The following is a 16,752-nucleotide window of genomic DNA, read 5'->3' on the forward strand; positions in this document are numbered from 1 at the left end:
CCCTCACTTCTCCGGTACAGGGCTGGTGAGGTCGGCGAGCGGCAGGTCAGCCACCCCCAGTTTCCGGGCGGACTCCAGCAGGGCGGACAGTTGCTTCGCCTGCGGACCGCCCGCGTTGATCAGCGTGAGGAGCAGTGCCGACAAGGACAGGTTCTTCACGTCCTCCGAACCGATCCCGCTCAACACGCGGGTCAGATCGGCGGGCAGGTCCCGGGAGCCGTCCAGCCACGGACCGGCCAGGGTGCGCGCGGTCGCTGAATGGTCCATGAAGCTGTCCACGGCCTTGCCTGCGCTGACCGCGTTGATGACCCGGTCGAAGAACGCGCCGTCGCCGCCGACAATGTCGATGTCGGCGTTCTCCAAGCCCTTGCCGAGCACCGTGGCCTGGGCTTCGGCAATCTGCCGCTGCGCGTCGATCCCGGCGAGCCGGACTTCCTTCTCGGCTTCCAGCCGCAGGCGGTACTCCTCGTGTTCCCGGGTTGCTTCGTTGAGCGCGGCCATCGCTTCGGCCTTGTCGTGGATCCCTTCGGCTTCCGCCTTGAGCTTCTCACGGACCCCTTCGGCATCGGCCTTGAGCTTCTCCCGGGCCCCTTCGGCCGCGGCGAGGGCTTTCTGGCGGTCGGCAGTGGCCTCGGCCTGGCCGATCTGTTCGATCTTTTCGGCGTGGGCCAGGGCTTTCTGGCGGTCCGCAGTGGCCTCGGCTTGGGCGACCTTTTCGATTTCTTCGGCGCGAGCGAGGGCTTTCTGCCGGTCGGCAGCGGCTTCGGCCTGGGCGATCCGCTCGATCTCTTCGGCCCGGGCCAGCGCCTTTTCGCGGGCCACCGCAGCCTCGGCCCGGCCCAGCTTCTCCAACGCTTCGGCTTCGCGCTCGCTCACCTGCACCTGGGCCAACCCTTCGGCCGCGGCCTGAGCCTGGGTGCCTTCCGCCAGGCGGATCGTGGCGTCAGCCTCCAGCTCCGCGGTCCGCTGGCGGGCCTCTGCGAGAGTGAGCTGCTTGCGCGCCGTGTGCTCAGCGGCTTGCGCCGCGGCCTCCGCGGCCTTGATGTCCTTGACGAGCTTCTCCTGGGCCTCGCTCTCAGCGAGAATGACCGCGGTCTGCCGGTGGCGCTCCGCCTCCTCAACCGCGCGCAGCCGCTTGATGCTCTCCTCTTGTTCGGCGACGGTCCTCTCTACGGCGACGCGTTCGCGGACGACTTCGGCGATCTGGCGCCGTTCGACTTCCAGCTCCTTGTCCTTGGCGTAGCGGGACAGTTCGGTTTCGCGTTCCCGGGCAATGACTTCCAGGAGCCGGTCCTTTTCGATGCGTTCCGTTTCGATAGCGAGGACCCGTTCGCGGTTCTTCGCGGCGACCGCGATCTCCCGCTCCCGGTTTTCCCGCTGGACACCGAGCTCCTGTTCGGTGCGGATCCGCGCCATCTCGGCGCGCAGCAACTCCTCGGCCCGCACGATCTCGGTTTCGGCTTCGGCCTGGGCGCGCATCGTCTCGATTTCGCGCTTCTGCCTGGTCTCAGCCTCCGTGCGGCGGCGTCCCAGTTCGAGGATGGCTTCGCGCGCCTCGACGTTCTGGCGCTCGATTTCCTTCTCCTCGTTGCGGCGGTGCTCGTTGGTGCGGATGTTCTGCTCGGTGGTCAGCTCGGTGATCTTGCGGATGCCTTGTGCGTCGAGGATGTTGTGGGGATCGAGCTGGGACAGGGGAGTCTGCTCCAGGTGGTCGATCGCCACATCCTCGAGGATGTAGCCGTTGAGGTCGGTGCCGATCACGCTGATGATCCGGTCACGGAACTCGGCGCGCTTGGTGTAGAGGTCCTCGAAGTCCAAGTGCTTGCCCACGGTCTTCAAGGCCTCGGAGAACTTGGCGTTGAACAGTTCCTGCAGCGTGGCCTGGTCGCTGGCGCGTTCCGCGCCGATCGCTTGGGCGACCTTGATGACGTCTTCGACGGTCTTGTTGACCCGCACGAAGAACGTGATGCGGATATCAGCGCGGATGTTGTCCCGGCAGATCAGGCCGTCTTTCCCCATGCGGGAGATCTCGATGGTCTTCACCGAGATGTCCATCACCTCGGCTTTGTGCAGCACGGGGAGCACGATGGCGCCGGTGAAGGTGACGTCGACCTTGCGGACCTTGGAGATGATCAGGGCCTTGCCCTGTTCCACTTTGCGGAACAGGCGGCTGACGATGATGACCAGTCCGAGGAGGACGAGGAGGAGGACAGCGATCAGTACACCGGCCCCCGTGGCAATAGTGTCCATGGGTGGTGGTCCCTCACAGCTCGTGGTTGGTGGGTGGGCGATGGTGTGGGGGAGTTAGGAGCGGTGCGGGTCGAGTTCTGCGTGGTAGGCGGTGACCCAGAAGAAGGAGCCTTCCGGGTCGTAGTCGACGATCAGGGCGGTGCTGCCTGCGGTGAGGGATTCCTCACCGGTCTGCCGTACTTGGATGAGCGCGGTGGATCCGTCAGCGGCGGTGACTTCGGCTTGGCCGAAGTCCCGGTCGACGCGGCCGGTGCGGACGACGCAGACCCGGCCGATGAAGTCGTGGCGGGAGGGTTCCTTGTGGTCGGGGAGGAAGCGGCGTACTGCTAGGGCGAGGGCGCTGGTCACGGCCCACGCGCAGACGAGGGCGATGGCGAGGAGGAGGATCCCCAGCGCGATCGTGAGGGGATCGGACAGGTCGAAGCGGTCGAGGAGGACGGTCCCGCTCAGCGAGACGAACCATGCGACGGCGATCATGGTGGAGAGCGACACGGTGACCGGGACTCCGTGCAGGCCGAGGGCGGACATGGCTGCGGTGAGGCCGCCGAGTTCGGTGGTGCCGTCGACGTCAGGGTCGAGCGTGTCGACCCCGAGGGCGCCGATGATGACGAGACACCAGTAGCAGGCGACCACGACCAAGGCGAAGCTGAACAGCGCGGTAGGGAAGGCGAGGGCGGCCGTCACGAAGTCGCTCACTGCTCTGCCGCACCCCTCTCTACGTTTTTGTCTCTCTGGGGCCCGGTTGGTCCGACGCGGTGCACTGCGGTGCCGTCTGTGTACGGGCAGTGGCGCGGTTCCCCAGCCGGTTCACCGTCCGGTCCAGTCGGAAGTCCGGACCGGACGGATTGCGCGCCCGCGATCGCCACCACGGTGCTGTGCGGTGGCGGTCTTGTGTCTGGTGGGACGCCGCGCGAGGAGGGTTAGGTTCCGAAGTTCGGCAAAAAAATTCTGCAGCCGGGGGCGCTCCCGTCCCGGCGGTCCGGGCCGCAGAGCGGTGGGAACTGCGGTGATCAGCGATTTTCCCCGGGGCGGTAGGGAGAAAACGCGCATATCTGACTAGGATGATCTTTGGGGTGAACAACCGTTCACCCCGGTTGTCCTCTCCACCGAGGCCGAAGGGAGCCCCGTGACCGACGCTTCCGCCAATCCCCCACGCCACCCCCGCCTCCTCCTCGTCGCCATGGCCTTCGCCGGCGTGGTCACCGCGGTCATGCAAACCCTCGCCGTCCCGCTGCTGCCCACCCTCATCACCGCGTTCAACACCACTCACGAAGCCGTGAGCTGGGTCGTCACCGCCTCCCTCATCGCCGGCGCAGTCTCCACCCCGGTCCTCGGCCGCCTCGGCGACATGTACGGCAGACGCGAAGTCATGCTGGGCGCGCTCCTCAGCCTCGTCGCAGGCTCCCTGCTCGCCGCGCTCAGCACCCACATCCCGCTCCTCATCGTGGGGCGGACCCTCCAAGGCATCGCGCTCGCCGTCGTCCCCTTAGGGATCGGTATCCTCCGCGACGTGCTCCCCCCGGAACGGGTCGCCTCCTCATCCGGGCTGATGAGCACCACCATGGGCGTGGGCGCAGCCGTCGGCGTCCCACTGACCTCGCTGATCGCCCGCTACGCCGACTGGCATGCCGTGTTCTGGATGAGCGGCGGATTCGGGCTCGTCGCCCTCCTCCTCGTGCTCGCATTCGTGCCCCGCACCCGCACCCGGCTCGGCGGACGCTTCGACGCCGTGGGCACCCTCGGCCTCACCGTCGTCCTCGTCTGCTTCCTCGTCGCCGTCTCCCGCGGCAGCGAATGGGGGTGGACCTCCCCGCTCGTGCTCGGCCTCTTCGCCGCGGCCCTCCTCGTCGGCGTCGGCTGGGCCTACTACGAGACGCGCATCCCCTCACCCGTCGTGGAACTCCGCAGCATGGCCAACCGCGGCGTCCTGTTGAGCAACCTCGCCACCCTGCTCGTCGGGTTCTCCTTCTTCGTCAACTCCCTCGTCACCTCCCAGCTCGTGCAAGAACCCCCGGAAACCGGCTACGGGCTGGGATACTCCGTGATCGTGGGAGGCCTGTGCATGCTCCCCGCCTCGCTGACCATGCTGCTGTTCGCGCCGATCGCAGCCCGCATCGCCGCCGTCCGCGGCCCCAAAACCACGGTCATGTTCGGCCTCGTCCTCATGGCCGTCGGCTACCTGCTGCGGCTGTTCACCAGCGAGCACCTCGTCACCATCATCGTGGGAGCCACGATCGTGGGCCTCGGCACCGCCTTCCCCTACTCCACGCTGCCCGCCCTGCTCATGCAGCACGTGCCCCGGGAACAGACCGGTGCCGCCAACGGCGTCAACGTCCTCATGCGCGCCGTGGGACAAGCGGTGTGCAGCGCCGTCGTCGCCGCGGTCTTCGGCAGCATGACCATGGAAACCACCGGCGGCACCGCACCCACCTTCGAGGCCTACCTCACCACTTTCTTCCTCGCGGCCTGCTTCGCGGTGGCGGCCCTCGTGGTCACGCTTCCCGTCCGCGAACGCCGTTCCGGTATACAGAAGAACCCCCAACCGTCCGCACCAGGAGCCACGGGTGAACCACAGTCACGGTGAGCGCACCGCAGAATCCAGCCGGCCAGCGATCCTGCTGGCCGCGCGACGCGCCTTCGCGCTCCACCCCTACGCCGACGTCACAATCCGCTCCATCGCCGCCGACGCGGGAGTCAGCGCCGCCCTCGTCATCAAACATTTCGGCACCAAAGAGCAACTGCTGCGCGCCTCAGCGGACTTCACGAAAGCCGTGGAACTCCTCCTGGACGCCCCCCTCGACCGGCTCGGCGAACACATGGTCCGCACCCTCATCTCCCTGCGGGAACGCAACGGCGCCGACCCGCTGCTGCGCGTCGTGTTCTCCACCTCCGCCCAAGACGAGCGGGCCGTCGTGCGGGAATACTTCACCACCCAGGTCACCGAGGCGATGGCGGACCGCCTCACCGGCCCCGATGCCCGGCTGCGCGCCGAACTGGTGATCGCCCACCTGCTCGGCCTGGGCGCCACCCTCAACATCCACTACCGGGCCACCGGCCGCACCCCCGACACCGAGCGGATCGTGGCCCTGTACGCCCCGGGGATCCAGCAGCTCATCACCGGACCATGAGGGATCCCGCCCCGCGGGGGCGGTCCGCAGGGCGGGACCCGTCCGACACTCACACCGTCACAGAGGCGAGGTCAGCAAGCCGGATCTCCGGAATCCGCAATGCGGCTGCCTCGGCTGCATGCTCGGGCGTGCCATACCCCCACCTGGCCCACAGCGACCGCGCCCCCGTGGCGGCAACCCGGCGCACATTGGTGAGGTTGTCGTCGATGAAAACCGCCGCGGAGGGAGGAATCCCGGCCTGCTCGCACAGCTCCCGGACCGCCCCGGCCTTGTCGCTGCACTCGCCCACCACCGCGGCGACCGTGTGCCCCAGGCCGTGGAAGTCCAGGATCGCCCGAACCGAAAGGGTGTCCTTGGCGGTGACGATCGCCGTGCGGCCCGCATGGCGGACCAGCAGTTCGGCGATCCCCGGATACAGGGTGTGCATGCCCAGCCAGAACTGGGCGTCCCGCTCCCGCAGCAGGTCGCGTGCTGCCGAAGCGCGCCGCACGAAGGTGGCCACCTCGTCCGCGGGGATCGACGCGAACAGCGCGTCGAACTCCGCCTGGCTGCGGACCGTGGACGCGCCGGGCAGGTGCGCCACCATGAAGTGGTCAAGGAGCCGCGCATAGTCCCGCACGTGGCGGAACACGGAGCGGAACTCCGGGGGAAGCCGTTTCAAGCTCGCCTGCCCCGTCGCCTCCGGTTCGTTGCCTGGCTTGCCCAACCAGGTGACGAGGGCGCACTCGTCGAGCGCGTCGCAGACGACGCCGTCGAAGTCGAGAATCAGCACGGCGCTCTCCTTCCTGCTCCCGTGCTCGGACATGAGGAGAGGGGCGGCGGCACCGCCGCCCCCAGCCCGGTCACTGGTCGAGCTTCTCCACGGTTTCGAAGACCGCGCGCATGAACGCGCCCACGTAGGCGTAGTAGGAGCAGGTGATGATGTTTCCGTCGACGATGACGTCGCTGTCCACCACCTCGGCGCCCGCGTTGATCACGTCGTCCCGCAGCCCGATGTAGGCGCAGGCCCGACGGCCCTTGAGCACACCCGCGCTGACCATGATCCACGGCCCGTGGCACAGGCCCGCGACGACCTTGCCCGCGTCAGCCATCGCGGCGACGAACGCCAGCACCTGCTGGTCCTGGCGGACCCGGTCGGGAGCCTCGTGCCCGCCGGTGAGGATCACCGCGTCGTAGTTGTTGACGTCCAGGTCGGAGAAGGAGATGAGCGGGGCCGCGGTCTTGTCCATAGGGAGCGGGACCCCGTACTTGCCGGTGACGGGCGCGGCCTCCTTGGTAGCGACGTCGACGTGCCAGCCCTCTTCGAGCAGGCGGTAGTAGGTGTAGACCACGTCGTGGTCCTGGAATCCGGGGCCGGTGATGATCACTGCGCTGCGGGACATTCCTGTTCTCCTCTCGTGTGGCTTCCGGTCAGTTCGCCCTGCTGACGCACAGGTAGTTCTTGTCCGGTTCCGGACGGCTGTTTTCGGAAGAATTGGCCAGGATTCGGATATCGGAGTAGACGACGCCTGAGACGCAGAGGGGAATGTAGAAAATGTCTTCTGGGCGGCGCCGGTAGAAGACATCCATTCCGGTTCTGATTTCGAAATGGAATTTCCCGTCGGGAGATCCGGAGCGGACTTTTGCGTTGGGGAGGCGACGGGTCGGTTTCAGAGGAAACTTCTCCTCCACCAACGACGTCGATTCATACGATTTCCCGGCCCGGTTGTAGTCGTCGCGCAACCGCATCAGGTCGTATTTGTTCCTCGGAACCTCGACCTCGATGAGTTCCAGCGCTTCCGACCCGGTGTTCCGGGTGGAGTGGAACGCCCCCGGGGCGATGCGCACAATGCTCCCAGGCTTCACCGGGAACTCCCGCTCGAGCCCTGCAGTGACCCCTTCGCCCGACAAGCACAGCAGGTAGGTGAGCTTGCGCGGGTGCGCGTGGGTCGACGTGCTGTGGGATACGTCGATGTGCAGCGACCACAGGTCGAAGAAGTCGTCGACGTAGGCGCGGTACTCGTACCCCCACGGTTTGGGGATGATCTCGTTCAAGTGCGAATCGTCGTCGAACTGCTCATTGAGTGCGCGCGCCCCGCCGCGGGTCAGCCTTTTCAATTCGGCAATATCGGCCGGGCCCGCGTCGATGTGCAGCGACGTTGCGGACCGGTTTTCTTCGAGAATTGGTACAGCAGACAAAGGCCCATTTCCTCCGGGTGTGAGACGGGCGTTCTGGCGGGCGTTTTCGCCAGCCGTGTGCAATCTTGGGGCGCGTCCTCCGGGTGAGGCAAAGGTTTTTCTCCGACTTTGTCATTTTCTGTTCTGGGAGTGTGATCCTCGTCCTATTGCACGGGGAAGGGAAGGCTTTCCATATGCCATTAACGAGGGGCTATTAATATGCCTATCCGCCCCCCTTGAGATATCTATTGGCACGGCGGGGGAGCGGGTGCTTATCGTCTGGTGGGCGTAGGACCGCGGAAGTCCGTTGAGGACGAGGAAAGGGAAAGAGATGCCGAACCTTCCGAAGCGTGTGCTGCTCGCGCTCACCAGCCACGGCAGCCTCGGCGACACCGGAAAGCCCACCGGCTACTACGTTCCGGAAGCCGCGCACCCCTGGGAGGTCTTCCGCAAGGCGGGCTACGAAGTCTCCTTCGTCTCCGTCAAGGGCGGGCAGCCCCCGGCGACCGGATACAACGCCGAAGACGAGGTCCAGAGGGAGTTCCTCGAGGACCCCGAGGTGAAGAAGGCGCTGGCCGACACGCCGACCGCCGACTCCCTCAACCCGGCCGACTACGCGGCGGTGTACTTCGTCGGCGGCCACGGCACCATGTGGGACTTCCCCGACGCGGCCGACCTGGCTGCTCTGGCTCGGGACATCTACGAGGCCGGCGGCGTCGTCGCGGCGGTGTGCCACGGCCCGGCCGGTCTCGTCAACCTCAAACTGTCGGACGGCCGCTACCTGGTCGAGGGCAAGGAGTTCGCCTCCTTCACCAATGAGGAGGAGGACGCGGTCAACCTGTCGGGTGTGGTGCCGTTCCTGCTCCAGAGCAAGCTGGAGGAGCGCGGCGGCATCCACGTGAAGAAGCCGAAGTTCGAATCGTGCGTTGTGGTCAGCGAGCGCCTGGTCACCGGGCAGAACCCGGCTTCGGCCTCCGGTGTGGCCGAGGAGACCGTCAAGCTGCTGGCTGACTGACGAGCAGGCGGGTGGCGCTGAGGGGACGCCACCCGCCCGGAACCACCCTTCTCACCAGCTCCTGGCTTCGGTCAGGAGCTTTTGATGTACGAGCGCAATGCGCTGCTGGGCGAGCGACCCTGCCCGGACCACCAGGTAGATGGTGTTGATCGGGGAGAGCTCGGGCTGGTGCAGGACGGTCAGCTCGCCCTGTTCCAGAGCATTGGCGGCAAGGTAGCGGGGGAGGACTGTGATTCCCGCCCCGGCAACAACAGTCGCCAAGACGCCGCGCAGGTCCGGCACGACGACCGCTGCCCGCATGGGCGGGCGGCGTCCGAACACGGTCAGCCAGTAGCGGCGGATGATCGGCAGCTCCTCGGCGTAGGCGACGACGGGCACGCTGTCCAGTGCTTTTCCGGCATCCGCCGCGACGTCGGCAGGGAGCCGGTCCTTCCAGTCGGGGTGGGCGACGAGCAGGAACTCCTCGTCCATCAGGGGGGTGCTGGAGATACCGCGGCGTCGAGGCGGGGCAGTCGACACGACGAGGTCGTGGCGGCCCGCGAGCAGCCCGTCGAGGAGTTCGTCCGGCATGCCGGTCACCGTCCGCAACTGAAGCCCTTCCGCCACCAGCTCGGCGAGAGCAGGGAGGACGCGCACGGTAAGCAGTTCGGTAGGGCCGCCGATATGCAGGGGCTGTTCGAAGGGGACCCGCTGGAGCACTTCGGTTTCGATCACTGCTTCCAGCGCGTCCAGGTGCGGGGCCAGGCGCCGGGCAAGCTGGTCGGCGGGACCGGTAGGCCGGACCCCGTCGGGTCTGCGGATGAAGAGCTGCCGGCCGAGTTCCTTCTCAAGGGTGCGGATCTGCGCGGTCACTGTCGGCTGGGACATCCCCAGGTGGGAGGCTGCCCTGGTGAGTGACCCCGCTCGGTGGACGGCCAAGAACGTTCTGAGGAGCTCGAGGTTCACGTTTCCTCCGTGGCCGGATCCGGCCTTTTATTTTTCTATTTCAGGGAACCGTTCGGAAGGCCAGTGCGTCGTTTTATGAACGTAGTCGAGAGCGGGGGATATTTGTGCAGGTAGAAATTTGGTTGTGAAATATCACGGTCGCCTTTCAGGCCTTCTTGCTCCGGGTCTATCGACGGCGACTACGCAGGGTGATTGTCTATATATAACACTATATTTGCGATTTGTCGACTTTTGCTGTGTAATGAACAGTGTTCCGCTGGCGATGGCGTATACCGCAGTGCGGTGAGGAGTGGGGGAGAAGCGGAACCTGCCACGGAAATAAACGCTGGCCTGCTGTGATAAGGAGGGGGTTTGAACGGCAGCAGCCAGAGAGCAGCAAGAGTCCGTCATCCATCCGACAAGCTGGTAGAACACGTCTGCGAAACGGCCTTCTCCCCGTTCCGGAGAAGACGGCAGCGTGAATGGGGGGAAGTGTATGTCAAAGGCCTTCTCACTACTGCGGGAAGGAAATCCATGCGCAGTATCGCCAGCAGTGCGGGGATGTCTTCCGCAGAGCAGAATCTGCACCATTTCATTACCAATTCGACGTGGGACTGGAAAGAGGTAAGAAGAGAACTCGCCCGGTACGCGGATAATGCGGTAGCACCCGTCGCATGGGTCGTCGACCCGCTCGTCATCCAGAAGGCAGGCGAACATTCCGTCGGAGTCCGGAGGACATTCGTCCCCGGATTGGGAAAAACCGTGCAACGCCAATATGTCCTCGGGGTCTGGATCGCTTCCGAGAAAGCAAGCGTGCCCGTGGAATGGCATATGGTCCTGCCCGACAAGTGGACCAGCAGCGAATCCCGCCGCAAAGTCGGCACACCCGGCAAAGCCTGCCCGTCGCGCAGCGACTGCCTGCGGGAAGCGATCGAAGAACTCTCCCGGTGGGGGCTGCGGCAGCGTCCCGTGGTCATGGACGCCCGGGAAGTCGACCCGCTGCCGCTCATCGGGAAACTCGCCGCCAGCTCCGTCCCCTTCCTGCTGCGCATCAGGGAAGACACCCGGCTCGCCGACCTCGAATCCGGACGGTTGATGGCCGCCGCGCAGCTCGCTGAACTGCACAAGGGGGCGAGCCGGCCACTGCTCCCCGCCGGATCCGGTGCCCCCAGGACCCCGGTGTGCGGGCTGGGCCTGCGTGTCGGGGCCGCCGGACCCGTGCGCACCGGACCGCTCCTCATGGCGGCGCAGTGGACCGCCGACCCCCGGGCAGCCACGATGATCTGGCTGACCAACATGGTTGACACGCCCATCCCCATGCTCCTGGGACTCGGCAGGGCCCTCCACTGGGTCCGCGCTGACAGGGAAACGTGCAGCCGGGTCGGCATGCGCGACTTCGAAGGACGTTCCTTCCCCGGATGGCACCGCCACATGACCCTGGTCTCTGTGGCGCACACCATCGCCGTGCTCACCCGTACCGGGCAGCAGCGCCAGCAGTGGACCCGGCGCACGGAGGCCCGCCTCGGGCAACTGGTGCACTAAACGCGGCTGCCCAAGCCGGACAGGACGACACCAGCGGGACCGGGGACGCGCAGGTCAACGCCTGACCGCGGACCCGGACCCGTTACCCCCGCCCTTCGACCCGCCGCCCTGCACCCGGCCACCCGTGCAGCGGGGAGACCTTGCCTCCAGGGCAAGATCACTCTGTCCAAAGTGCGAGACGCCTGGACGGGATGCTGAGACAGCGGTTAACCTCGTGAGCATGGTTGAGCTGGTCTCGCGCCGACACATCGACTACGCCCGTGTGAGCAGCATGCTCTGTCGCGGCATGCGCTGCATGTTCTGATCAACCGACGCTCTTCTCCCGCACTGCGTCTGCCATACCGGCGTGCTGCCAACCATTCCACCCTTCCCACCGACCGATCCTGGCTGGGGTCAGCCGTTTCCAGTGCCTGTTTCCCGTTGTGGCACTGCGTCCTGACAGGAGCATCATGACCGCTGAAGACACCACGCCTGAATCCACCGCGGCCGACAAGTGGTCGTTCGAAACCAAGCAGATCCACGCCGGAGCGGCCCCCGATCCGGCCACCAACGCACGGGCCACCCCCATCTACCAGACCACGTCGTACGTCTTCCGGGACACGCAGCACGGGGCCGACCTGTTCTCGCTCGCAGAGCCGGGCAACATCTACACGCGGATCATGAACCCCACCCAGGACGTGCTGGAAAAGCGGGTCGCGGCTCTGGAAGGCGGGGTCGCCGCGGTCGCGTTCGCGTCCGGGTCAGCTGCCATCACCGCTGCCGTCCTCAACCTGGCGGGTGCGGGTGACCACATCGTGTCCAGCCCGTCCCTGTACGGCGGCACCTACAACCTGTTCCGCTACACCCTGCCCAAGCTCGGCATCGAGGTCACCTTCATCAAAGACCAGGACGACCTCGACGAGTGGCGTGCCGCGGCCCGCGACAACACCAAGCTGTTCTTCGCGGAAACCCTGCCCAACCCGGCGAACAACGTGCTCGACGTGCGCGCGGTGGCGGACGTCGCCCACGAGGTCGGTGTGCCGCTCATGGTCGACAACACCGTGCCCACCCCCTACCTGCAGCGGCCCATCGACCACGGCGCGGACATCGTGGTGCACTCGGCCACCAAGTTCCTCGGCGGCCACGGCACCACGATCGCGGGCATCGTGGTGGACGCCGGCACCTTCGACTTCGGCGCCCACGGCGACCGGTTCCCCGGCTTCGTCGAACCCGACCCCAGCTACCATGGCCTGAAGTACTGGGAGGCGCTGGGACCGGGTGCCTACGCTGCCAAGCTGCGGGTGCAACTGCTCCGCGACACGGGCGCGGCCATCTCGCCGTTCAACAGCTTCCTGATCCTCCAGGGGATCGAAACGCTGTCGCTGCGCATGGAACGGCACGTCGCCAACGCCCAGGCGCTCGCCGAGTGGCTGGAATCCCGCGACGAGGTGGCGAAGGTCTACTACCCGGGCCTGCCTTCCAGCCCCTACTACGAGGCTGCAAAGAAGTACCTGCCCAAGGGGGCGGGTGCGATCGTCTCCTTTGAGCTGCACGGCGGTATCGAGGCCGGACGCGCCTTCGTGGACGGCACCGAACTGTTCAGCCAGCTCGTCAACATCGGTGACGTGCGCAGCCTCATCGTCCACCCGGCCAGCACCACGCACAGCCAGCTCACCCCCGAAGAGCAGCTCGCCAGCGGGGTCACTCCCGGCCTCGTGCGGCTGTCCGTGGGCTTGGAACACGTTGACGACCTTCGCGCAGACTTGGAGGCCGGGCTGCGCGCAGCCAAGGCATACCAGTGAGTCACGACACCACCCCTCCCCTTCCCGCGACCGGCGCGTGGCGGGAAGGGGACCCTCCGGGCGACCGGCGCTGGGTCGAACTGTCCGAACCTCTGCAGCTGGAGACCGGGGGTGAACTTCCCGGGGTCCGCCTGGCCTACGAGACGTGGGGCAGTCTCAACGAGGACCGCTCCAACGCGGTCCTCGTGCTGCACGCCCTCACCGGCGACAGCCACGTCGTAGGCCCGGAAGGCCCCGGGCACCCCAGCCCAGGCTGGTGGGAAGGCATCATCGGCCCCGGGCTGGCACTCGACACCGACCGGTACTTCGTGGTCGCCCCCAACGTGCTGGGCGGCTGCCAAGGCAGCACCGGGCCGTCGTCGACCGCGCCCGACGGCAGGCCGTGGGGGTCCCGGTTCCCGAGGATCACCATCCGCGACACGGTGCGCGCCGAGTTCGCCCTGCTGCGCGAATTCGGCATCCACTCGTGGGCCGCGGTCCTCGGCGGGTCCATGGGCGGGATGCGTGCCCTCGAATGGGCGGCCACCTACCCGGAGCGGGTGCGTCGCCTCCTGCTGCTGGCCAGCCCTGCGGCCAGCTCCGCACAGCAGATCGCCTGGGCCGCCCCCCAGTTGCACGCCATCCGGTCTGATCCGTACTGGCACGGTGGCGACTACTACGACCGTCCCGGTCCGGGACCGGTCACCGGCATGGGAATCGCCCGCCGTATCGCGCACATCACCTACCGGGGTGCCACCGAGTTCGACGAACGGTTCGGCCGCAACCCCCAAGACGGGGAAGACCCGATGGCCGGGGGCCGGTTCGCTGTCGAGTCGTACCTGGACCACCACGCGGTCAAACTCGCCCGCCGGTTCGACGCGGGCAGCTACGTCGTGCTCACCCAAGCCATGAACACCCACGACGTGGGTCGGGGCCGCGGCGGGGTGGCGCAGGCGCTGCGCCGGGTCACCGCCCGCACCATGGTGGCCGGGGTGAGCAGCGACTTCCTGTACCCCCTCGCCCAGCAGCAGGAGCTCGCCGACGGTATTCCCGGGGCCGACGAAGTCCGCGTCATCGAATCAGCCTCGGGCCACGACGGGTTCCTCACCGAGATCGACCAAGTGTCGGTCCTCATCAAAGAACTGCTGGCGCAGTAAGCGGCTCGGCCGTGCCGCCGTACCCGGACCACAAGCAGACGGGGAAAGGCGGCACGGTCACCCTGGGGCCTGGGACGGCCGGACCACCTTGTGGATCGTGTCCGCGGCCAGCAGCGCAGGCACCACGCACACCACCCCCGGCCAGACGAAGCCGGGCGGCACCGTGCTCCCCAGCCATCCGGCCAGCGGGGGTGCGGTGAAGAACAGCCACAGCAGGAGAAGCTGTGCGCCGAGCCCGCGGGGCAGCGGGTCGCTGCGCCACGGCACCGCATCAAACGGCCGGGTCTCACTGCGGCACGCCAAAGCAGCCGCGACCTGACCCAGCACGATGGTGGCGAACGCCGCCCCGGAAGCCTGGGCGAGCAGCAGCGGCGCAGGCGACTGCCCCCACTGCCAGCCGTTGACCCACAGCACCACGCCAAACGTGAACAGTGCCGTGACCGCCTCCACCGGGCCCAGCACGCCGCCCACCCGGACAGCGAGCCGCCGGTCCACCAAGAACTCCCCGTCCGGCGGTGGATCACGCAGGGCACGCCACCCGCGCGGCCCCACCCCCAACGCCAGAGCGGGAAGCAGGTCCACGCCCACCCCGATCGCGAGCACCTGGCCGAGCGTCAACGCGGGCGGCACCGCGCCCCCGGTCACCGCCCAGACCAGGAAAGGGGTAGCCATCGCCACCACCCCCGTCAACCGGTAGGTGAGGGCCCGGCGCAGCGTGACGCGGATCGCGCGGCCCGCACCCAGCGCGGCCGCCACCGTGGCGATGCCGCTGTCGAGCAGCACAAGGTCGGCGGAGTCCCGCGCCGTGTCCGCCCCCGCATACCCCGGGGCTATGCCCACGTCGGCGCGGCGCAGCGCCGCATCGTCGGCGGCCCCGCCCGCCGTGGTCGCCACCGTGTACCCGCGGTGCTGGAGAGCGACTGTCACCCGCCGCCGGTCCTCGGGCGTGACCCGGCTGACGACAGCCCCGTCGCTGTCCAACAGCTCCCCGATCTCCCGCAGGTCGTCAGGAAGCTCCGCGCCGTGGAGGACCGGGGCGCCCGGCCTAGCCAGCCCGGTGGCGCGGGCCACGGCCAGCGCGGTGCGCGGATCCTCCCCGGTCACCAGCGCCAGCCGGATGCCTAACCTGCGGCAGCGGGTCACCGCGGTGCGCGCGTCCGACCGCGGCGGGTCCGCCAACCCGATCAGCCCCAGCAGGGTGAGGTCGCGTTCCGCGTCCTCGGCCTGCTCCGGCGGGGCGGCAAGGTCGCGGCGCGCGACCGCCAGCACGCGCAGCCCGCGGTCCGCCATCGCAGCGGAAGCGTCCGCGGCGCCCGCCACAGCCCGGCAGCGCGGCAGCACCGCGTCGGGAGCGCCTTTGACGTGCACGGATCCTTTCGCGAACGCGGAAGCCCGCCTGCGGTGGGGGTCGAAAGGATAGCGGCGCTCCACCGCGGCGAGCGAAACATCCACCCCGGCCCGGGCAGCCAGCACGTGACAGGCCGCTTCAACCGGATCCCCCACGGGCCGCCACTGGCCGTCAGTGAAGAAGTAGCCGTCACTGGAGCACAAGGCCGCGCTCAACGCCAGGTCGTGGGCGGCAGCCACCGCGGCCGCGTCCCCCACCAGCGCGCCCTCCGGGGCATAACCGGTACCGGTGACCTGCACGGTGCCTTCCGGAGTCCACACTTCCACGGCCACAGGCTCGCCCCGGGTGAGGACCCCGGCCGCGGGAATGCACAGGAACGTGACCGTGCCCAACTGCTGCACAGCCGCGGAATGCCGGACGAGGGCGTGCGCGTCAGCCATCCGCTGCGCCGCCCACGCCAGACACAAGTGGACGATGGACCGCAGTCCCAGCGGTACCAGCGCCACTGCCAGGCCGACCGCGGGCAGAAACCCTTCCGCGGGCGGAACTCCCACCAGCAGGGTGAGCAGGAACACGACGAGAGCGGTCCCGGTGGCGGCTGCCGCGGCGGCCGCCGTCAGGTCGCGCAGGTTCTCCACCAGCGGCCCGGACGGGCGGCGGGCGTGCCGCAGCAGCGGAGAGTCCTGGCCGAGCCGCGTCCACATGCCGGTGGTGACCACTACCCCTTCGGCTTCCCCCGCGGCCACGTGCGTGCCGGCGAACACGGTGGTGCCTTCGTCGCAGCGCAGCATTTCCCGCATCCCGGTCACCCCGACCTCCACCACTACGAAGTCGTGGACTTCCGTAAGGCGGATGTCCGCGGGCACCCGGTCGCCGGCGCGCAGCAGCACCACATCGTTGACGACGAGCTCGTCAGCGTTGACTCGGGCCTGCCGTCCGTCACGGATGACGCGCACGGCGGCGGGCGCGCGGCGGCGAAGCCGCTGCCCGATCCGGTCGGACCAGTAGTCCAACACGAAACCGACCAGGCCGCTCACCACGATCACGGTGACCACAGCCCAGGCCGCTTCCGGCAGGCCGCCGATGAAGGCAAGCGCCGCGGCAGCCCACAGCAGCAGCGCGAAAGAGTGGGTGAACGAGCTCGCCAACAGCAGGAAAGGCAGGGTGCGCTGCGGCGGAGGCACGAGGTTGCGGCCGTCGTGGCCGAGCCGCCGGGCAGCGTCGGGGCCGGTGAGGCCGCTGCGGACGGGAACCGGCCGCCCTTGCAGGGGGTCAGCCTGCGGCTCGCGTGTCATCACCATCGCGGTGCCTGCCCGCCGGGCCGCCGAGTCGGGGACCGTGTCCCAGCAGTGTCATCCCAGACCTCCCTGCCGACCACACTCCAGGGTGCTGCCCGCGGTGGGCCGCGGGAGGGTCCTACTACCCGGATCAACGGCAGCTATCCGGTTTTCTCCGCCCGTGCCGGGCAGGA

The 16,752-nt window shown here is 68.0% G+C and carries 13 protein-coding genes; 6 read left to right on the forward strand and 7 right to left on the reverse strand.

Annotation, left to right across the window (positions count from 1 at the left end):
* Positions 1-3 precede the first annotated feature (3 nt).
* Together TF1_RS09105 and TF1_RS09110 are read right to left on the reverse strand one after the other, a co-directional pair.
* Positions 4-2,250 carry a flotillin family protein gene (locus TF1_RS09105; RefSeq protein WP_061783810.1) on the reverse strand — a complete coding sequence of 749 codons (2,247 nt, stop codon included), beginning with the start codon at positions 2,248-2,250 and terminating at the stop codon, positions 4-6.
* A 54-nt stretch (positions 2,251-2,304) separates the two neighbouring features.
* Positions 2,305-2,946: an OB-fold-containig protein gene (locus tag TF1_RS09110; RefSeq protein ID WP_061783811.1), complete on the reverse strand. Its 642-nt coding sequence runs from the start codon at positions 2,944-2,946 to the stop codon at positions 2,305-2,307.
* A 430-nt stretch (positions 2,947-3,376) separates the two neighbouring features.
* Here TF1_RS09110 and TF1_RS09115 point away from each other — a divergent pair, with 430 nt between their 5' ends.
* Positions 3,377-4,834, forward strand: coding sequence for an MFS transporter (locus TF1_RS09115; protein ID WP_061783812.1), 1,458 nt, complete (start codon positions 3,377-3,379; stop codon positions 4,832-4,834).
* Positions 4,815-5,378, forward strand: a complete 564-nt coding sequence (locus tag TF1_RS09120; RefSeq protein WP_011293253.1) for a TetR/AcrR family transcriptional regulator — start codon at positions 4,815-4,817, stop codon at positions 5,376-5,378. The genes TF1_RS09115 and TF1_RS09120 overlap by 20 nt, the downstream gene beginning before the upstream one ends.
* Before the next feature lie 49 nt (positions 5,379-5,427).
* On the opposite strand, the gene TF1_RS09125 is transcribed toward TF1_RS09120, so the two are convergent.
* The 3 genes from TF1_RS09125 to TF1_RS09135 all read right to left on the reverse strand — a co-directional run bounded on the left by TF1_RS09125 (position 5,428) and on the right by TF1_RS09135 (position 7,556).
* Positions 5,428-6,150 (reverse strand): HAD family hydrolase, encoded by a 723-nt coding sequence (locus TF1_RS09125; RefSeq protein WP_227480939.1) that lies wholly within the window; start codon positions 6,148-6,150, stop codon positions 5,428-5,430.
* A gap of 70 nt (positions 6,151-6,220) precedes the next feature.
* Positions 6,221-6,760 (reverse strand): type 1 glutamine amidotransferase domain-containing protein, encoded by a 540-nt coding sequence (locus tag TF1_RS09130; RefSeq protein ID WP_011293251.1) that lies wholly within the window; start codon positions 6,758-6,760, stop codon positions 6,221-6,223.
* A gap of 28 nt (positions 6,761-6,788) precedes the next feature.
* Entirely contained in the window at positions 6,789-7,556 is a 768-nt protein-coding gene (locus tag TF1_RS09135; RefSeq protein WP_011293250.1) for a cupin domain-containing protein, read from the reverse strand.
* A gap of 310 nt (positions 7,557-7,866) precedes the next feature.
* Between TF1_RS09135 and TF1_RS09140 the strand changes: the two genes are divergently transcribed.
* The gene (locus tag TF1_RS09140; protein ID WP_011293249.1) at positions 7,867-8,550 is read left to right on the forward strand and encodes a type 1 glutamine amidotransferase domain-containing protein; all 684 of its coding nucleotides are present in this window, start codon (positions 7,867-7,869) and stop codon (positions 8,548-8,550) included.
* A 51-nt stretch (positions 8,551-8,601) separates the two neighbouring features.
* Here TF1_RS09140 and TF1_RS09145 read toward each other — a convergent pair whose 3' ends face one another.
* Positions 8,602-9,495: a LysR family transcriptional regulator gene (locus tag TF1_RS09145; RefSeq protein WP_016189327.1), complete on the reverse strand. Its 894-nt coding sequence runs from the start codon at positions 9,493-9,495 to the stop codon at positions 8,602-8,604.
* Positions 9,496-9,846: 351 nt separating this feature from the next.
* Here TF1_RS09145 and TF1_RS09150 point away from each other — a divergent pair, with 351 nt between their 5' ends.
* The 3 genes from TF1_RS09150 (at position 9,847) to metX (ending at position 13,933) form a co-directional block, all read left to right on the forward strand.
* Entirely contained in the window at positions 9,847-11,016 is a 1,170-nt protein-coding gene (locus tag TF1_RS09150; RefSeq protein WP_255266159.1) for an IS701 family transposase, read from the forward strand.
* 449 nt (positions 11,017-11,465) lie between these two features.
* The gene (locus TF1_RS09155) at positions 11,466-12,797 is read left to right on the forward strand and encodes a bifunctional o-acetylhomoserine/o-acetylserine sulfhydrylase (protein ID WP_011293246.1); all 1,332 of its coding nucleotides are present in this window, start codon (positions 11,466-11,468) and stop codon (positions 12,795-12,797) included.
* Positions 12,794-13,933 (forward strand): homoserine O-acetyltransferase MetX, encoded by a 1,140-nt coding sequence (metX, locus tag TF1_RS09160; protein WP_061783814.1) that lies wholly within the window; start codon positions 12,794-12,796, stop codon positions 13,931-13,933. The genes TF1_RS09155 and metX overlap by 4 nt, the downstream gene beginning before the upstream one ends.
* A gap of 57 nt (positions 13,934-13,990) precedes the next feature.
* On the opposite strand, the gene TF1_RS09165 is transcribed toward metX, so the two are convergent.
* Positions 13,991-16,582 carry a cation-translocating P-type ATPase gene (locus TF1_RS09165; protein WP_011293244.1) on the reverse strand — a complete coding sequence of 864 codons (2,592 nt, stop codon included), beginning with the start codon at positions 16,580-16,582 and terminating at the stop codon, positions 13,991-13,993.
* Positions 16,583-16,752 lie beyond the last annotated feature (170 nt).

This window comes from Thermobifida fusca NBRC 14071 = JCM 3263 (genome assembly GCF_001592045.1).
Lineage (GTDB): Bacteria > Actinomycetota > Actinomycetes > Streptosporangiales > Streptosporangiaceae > Thermobifida > Thermobifida fusca.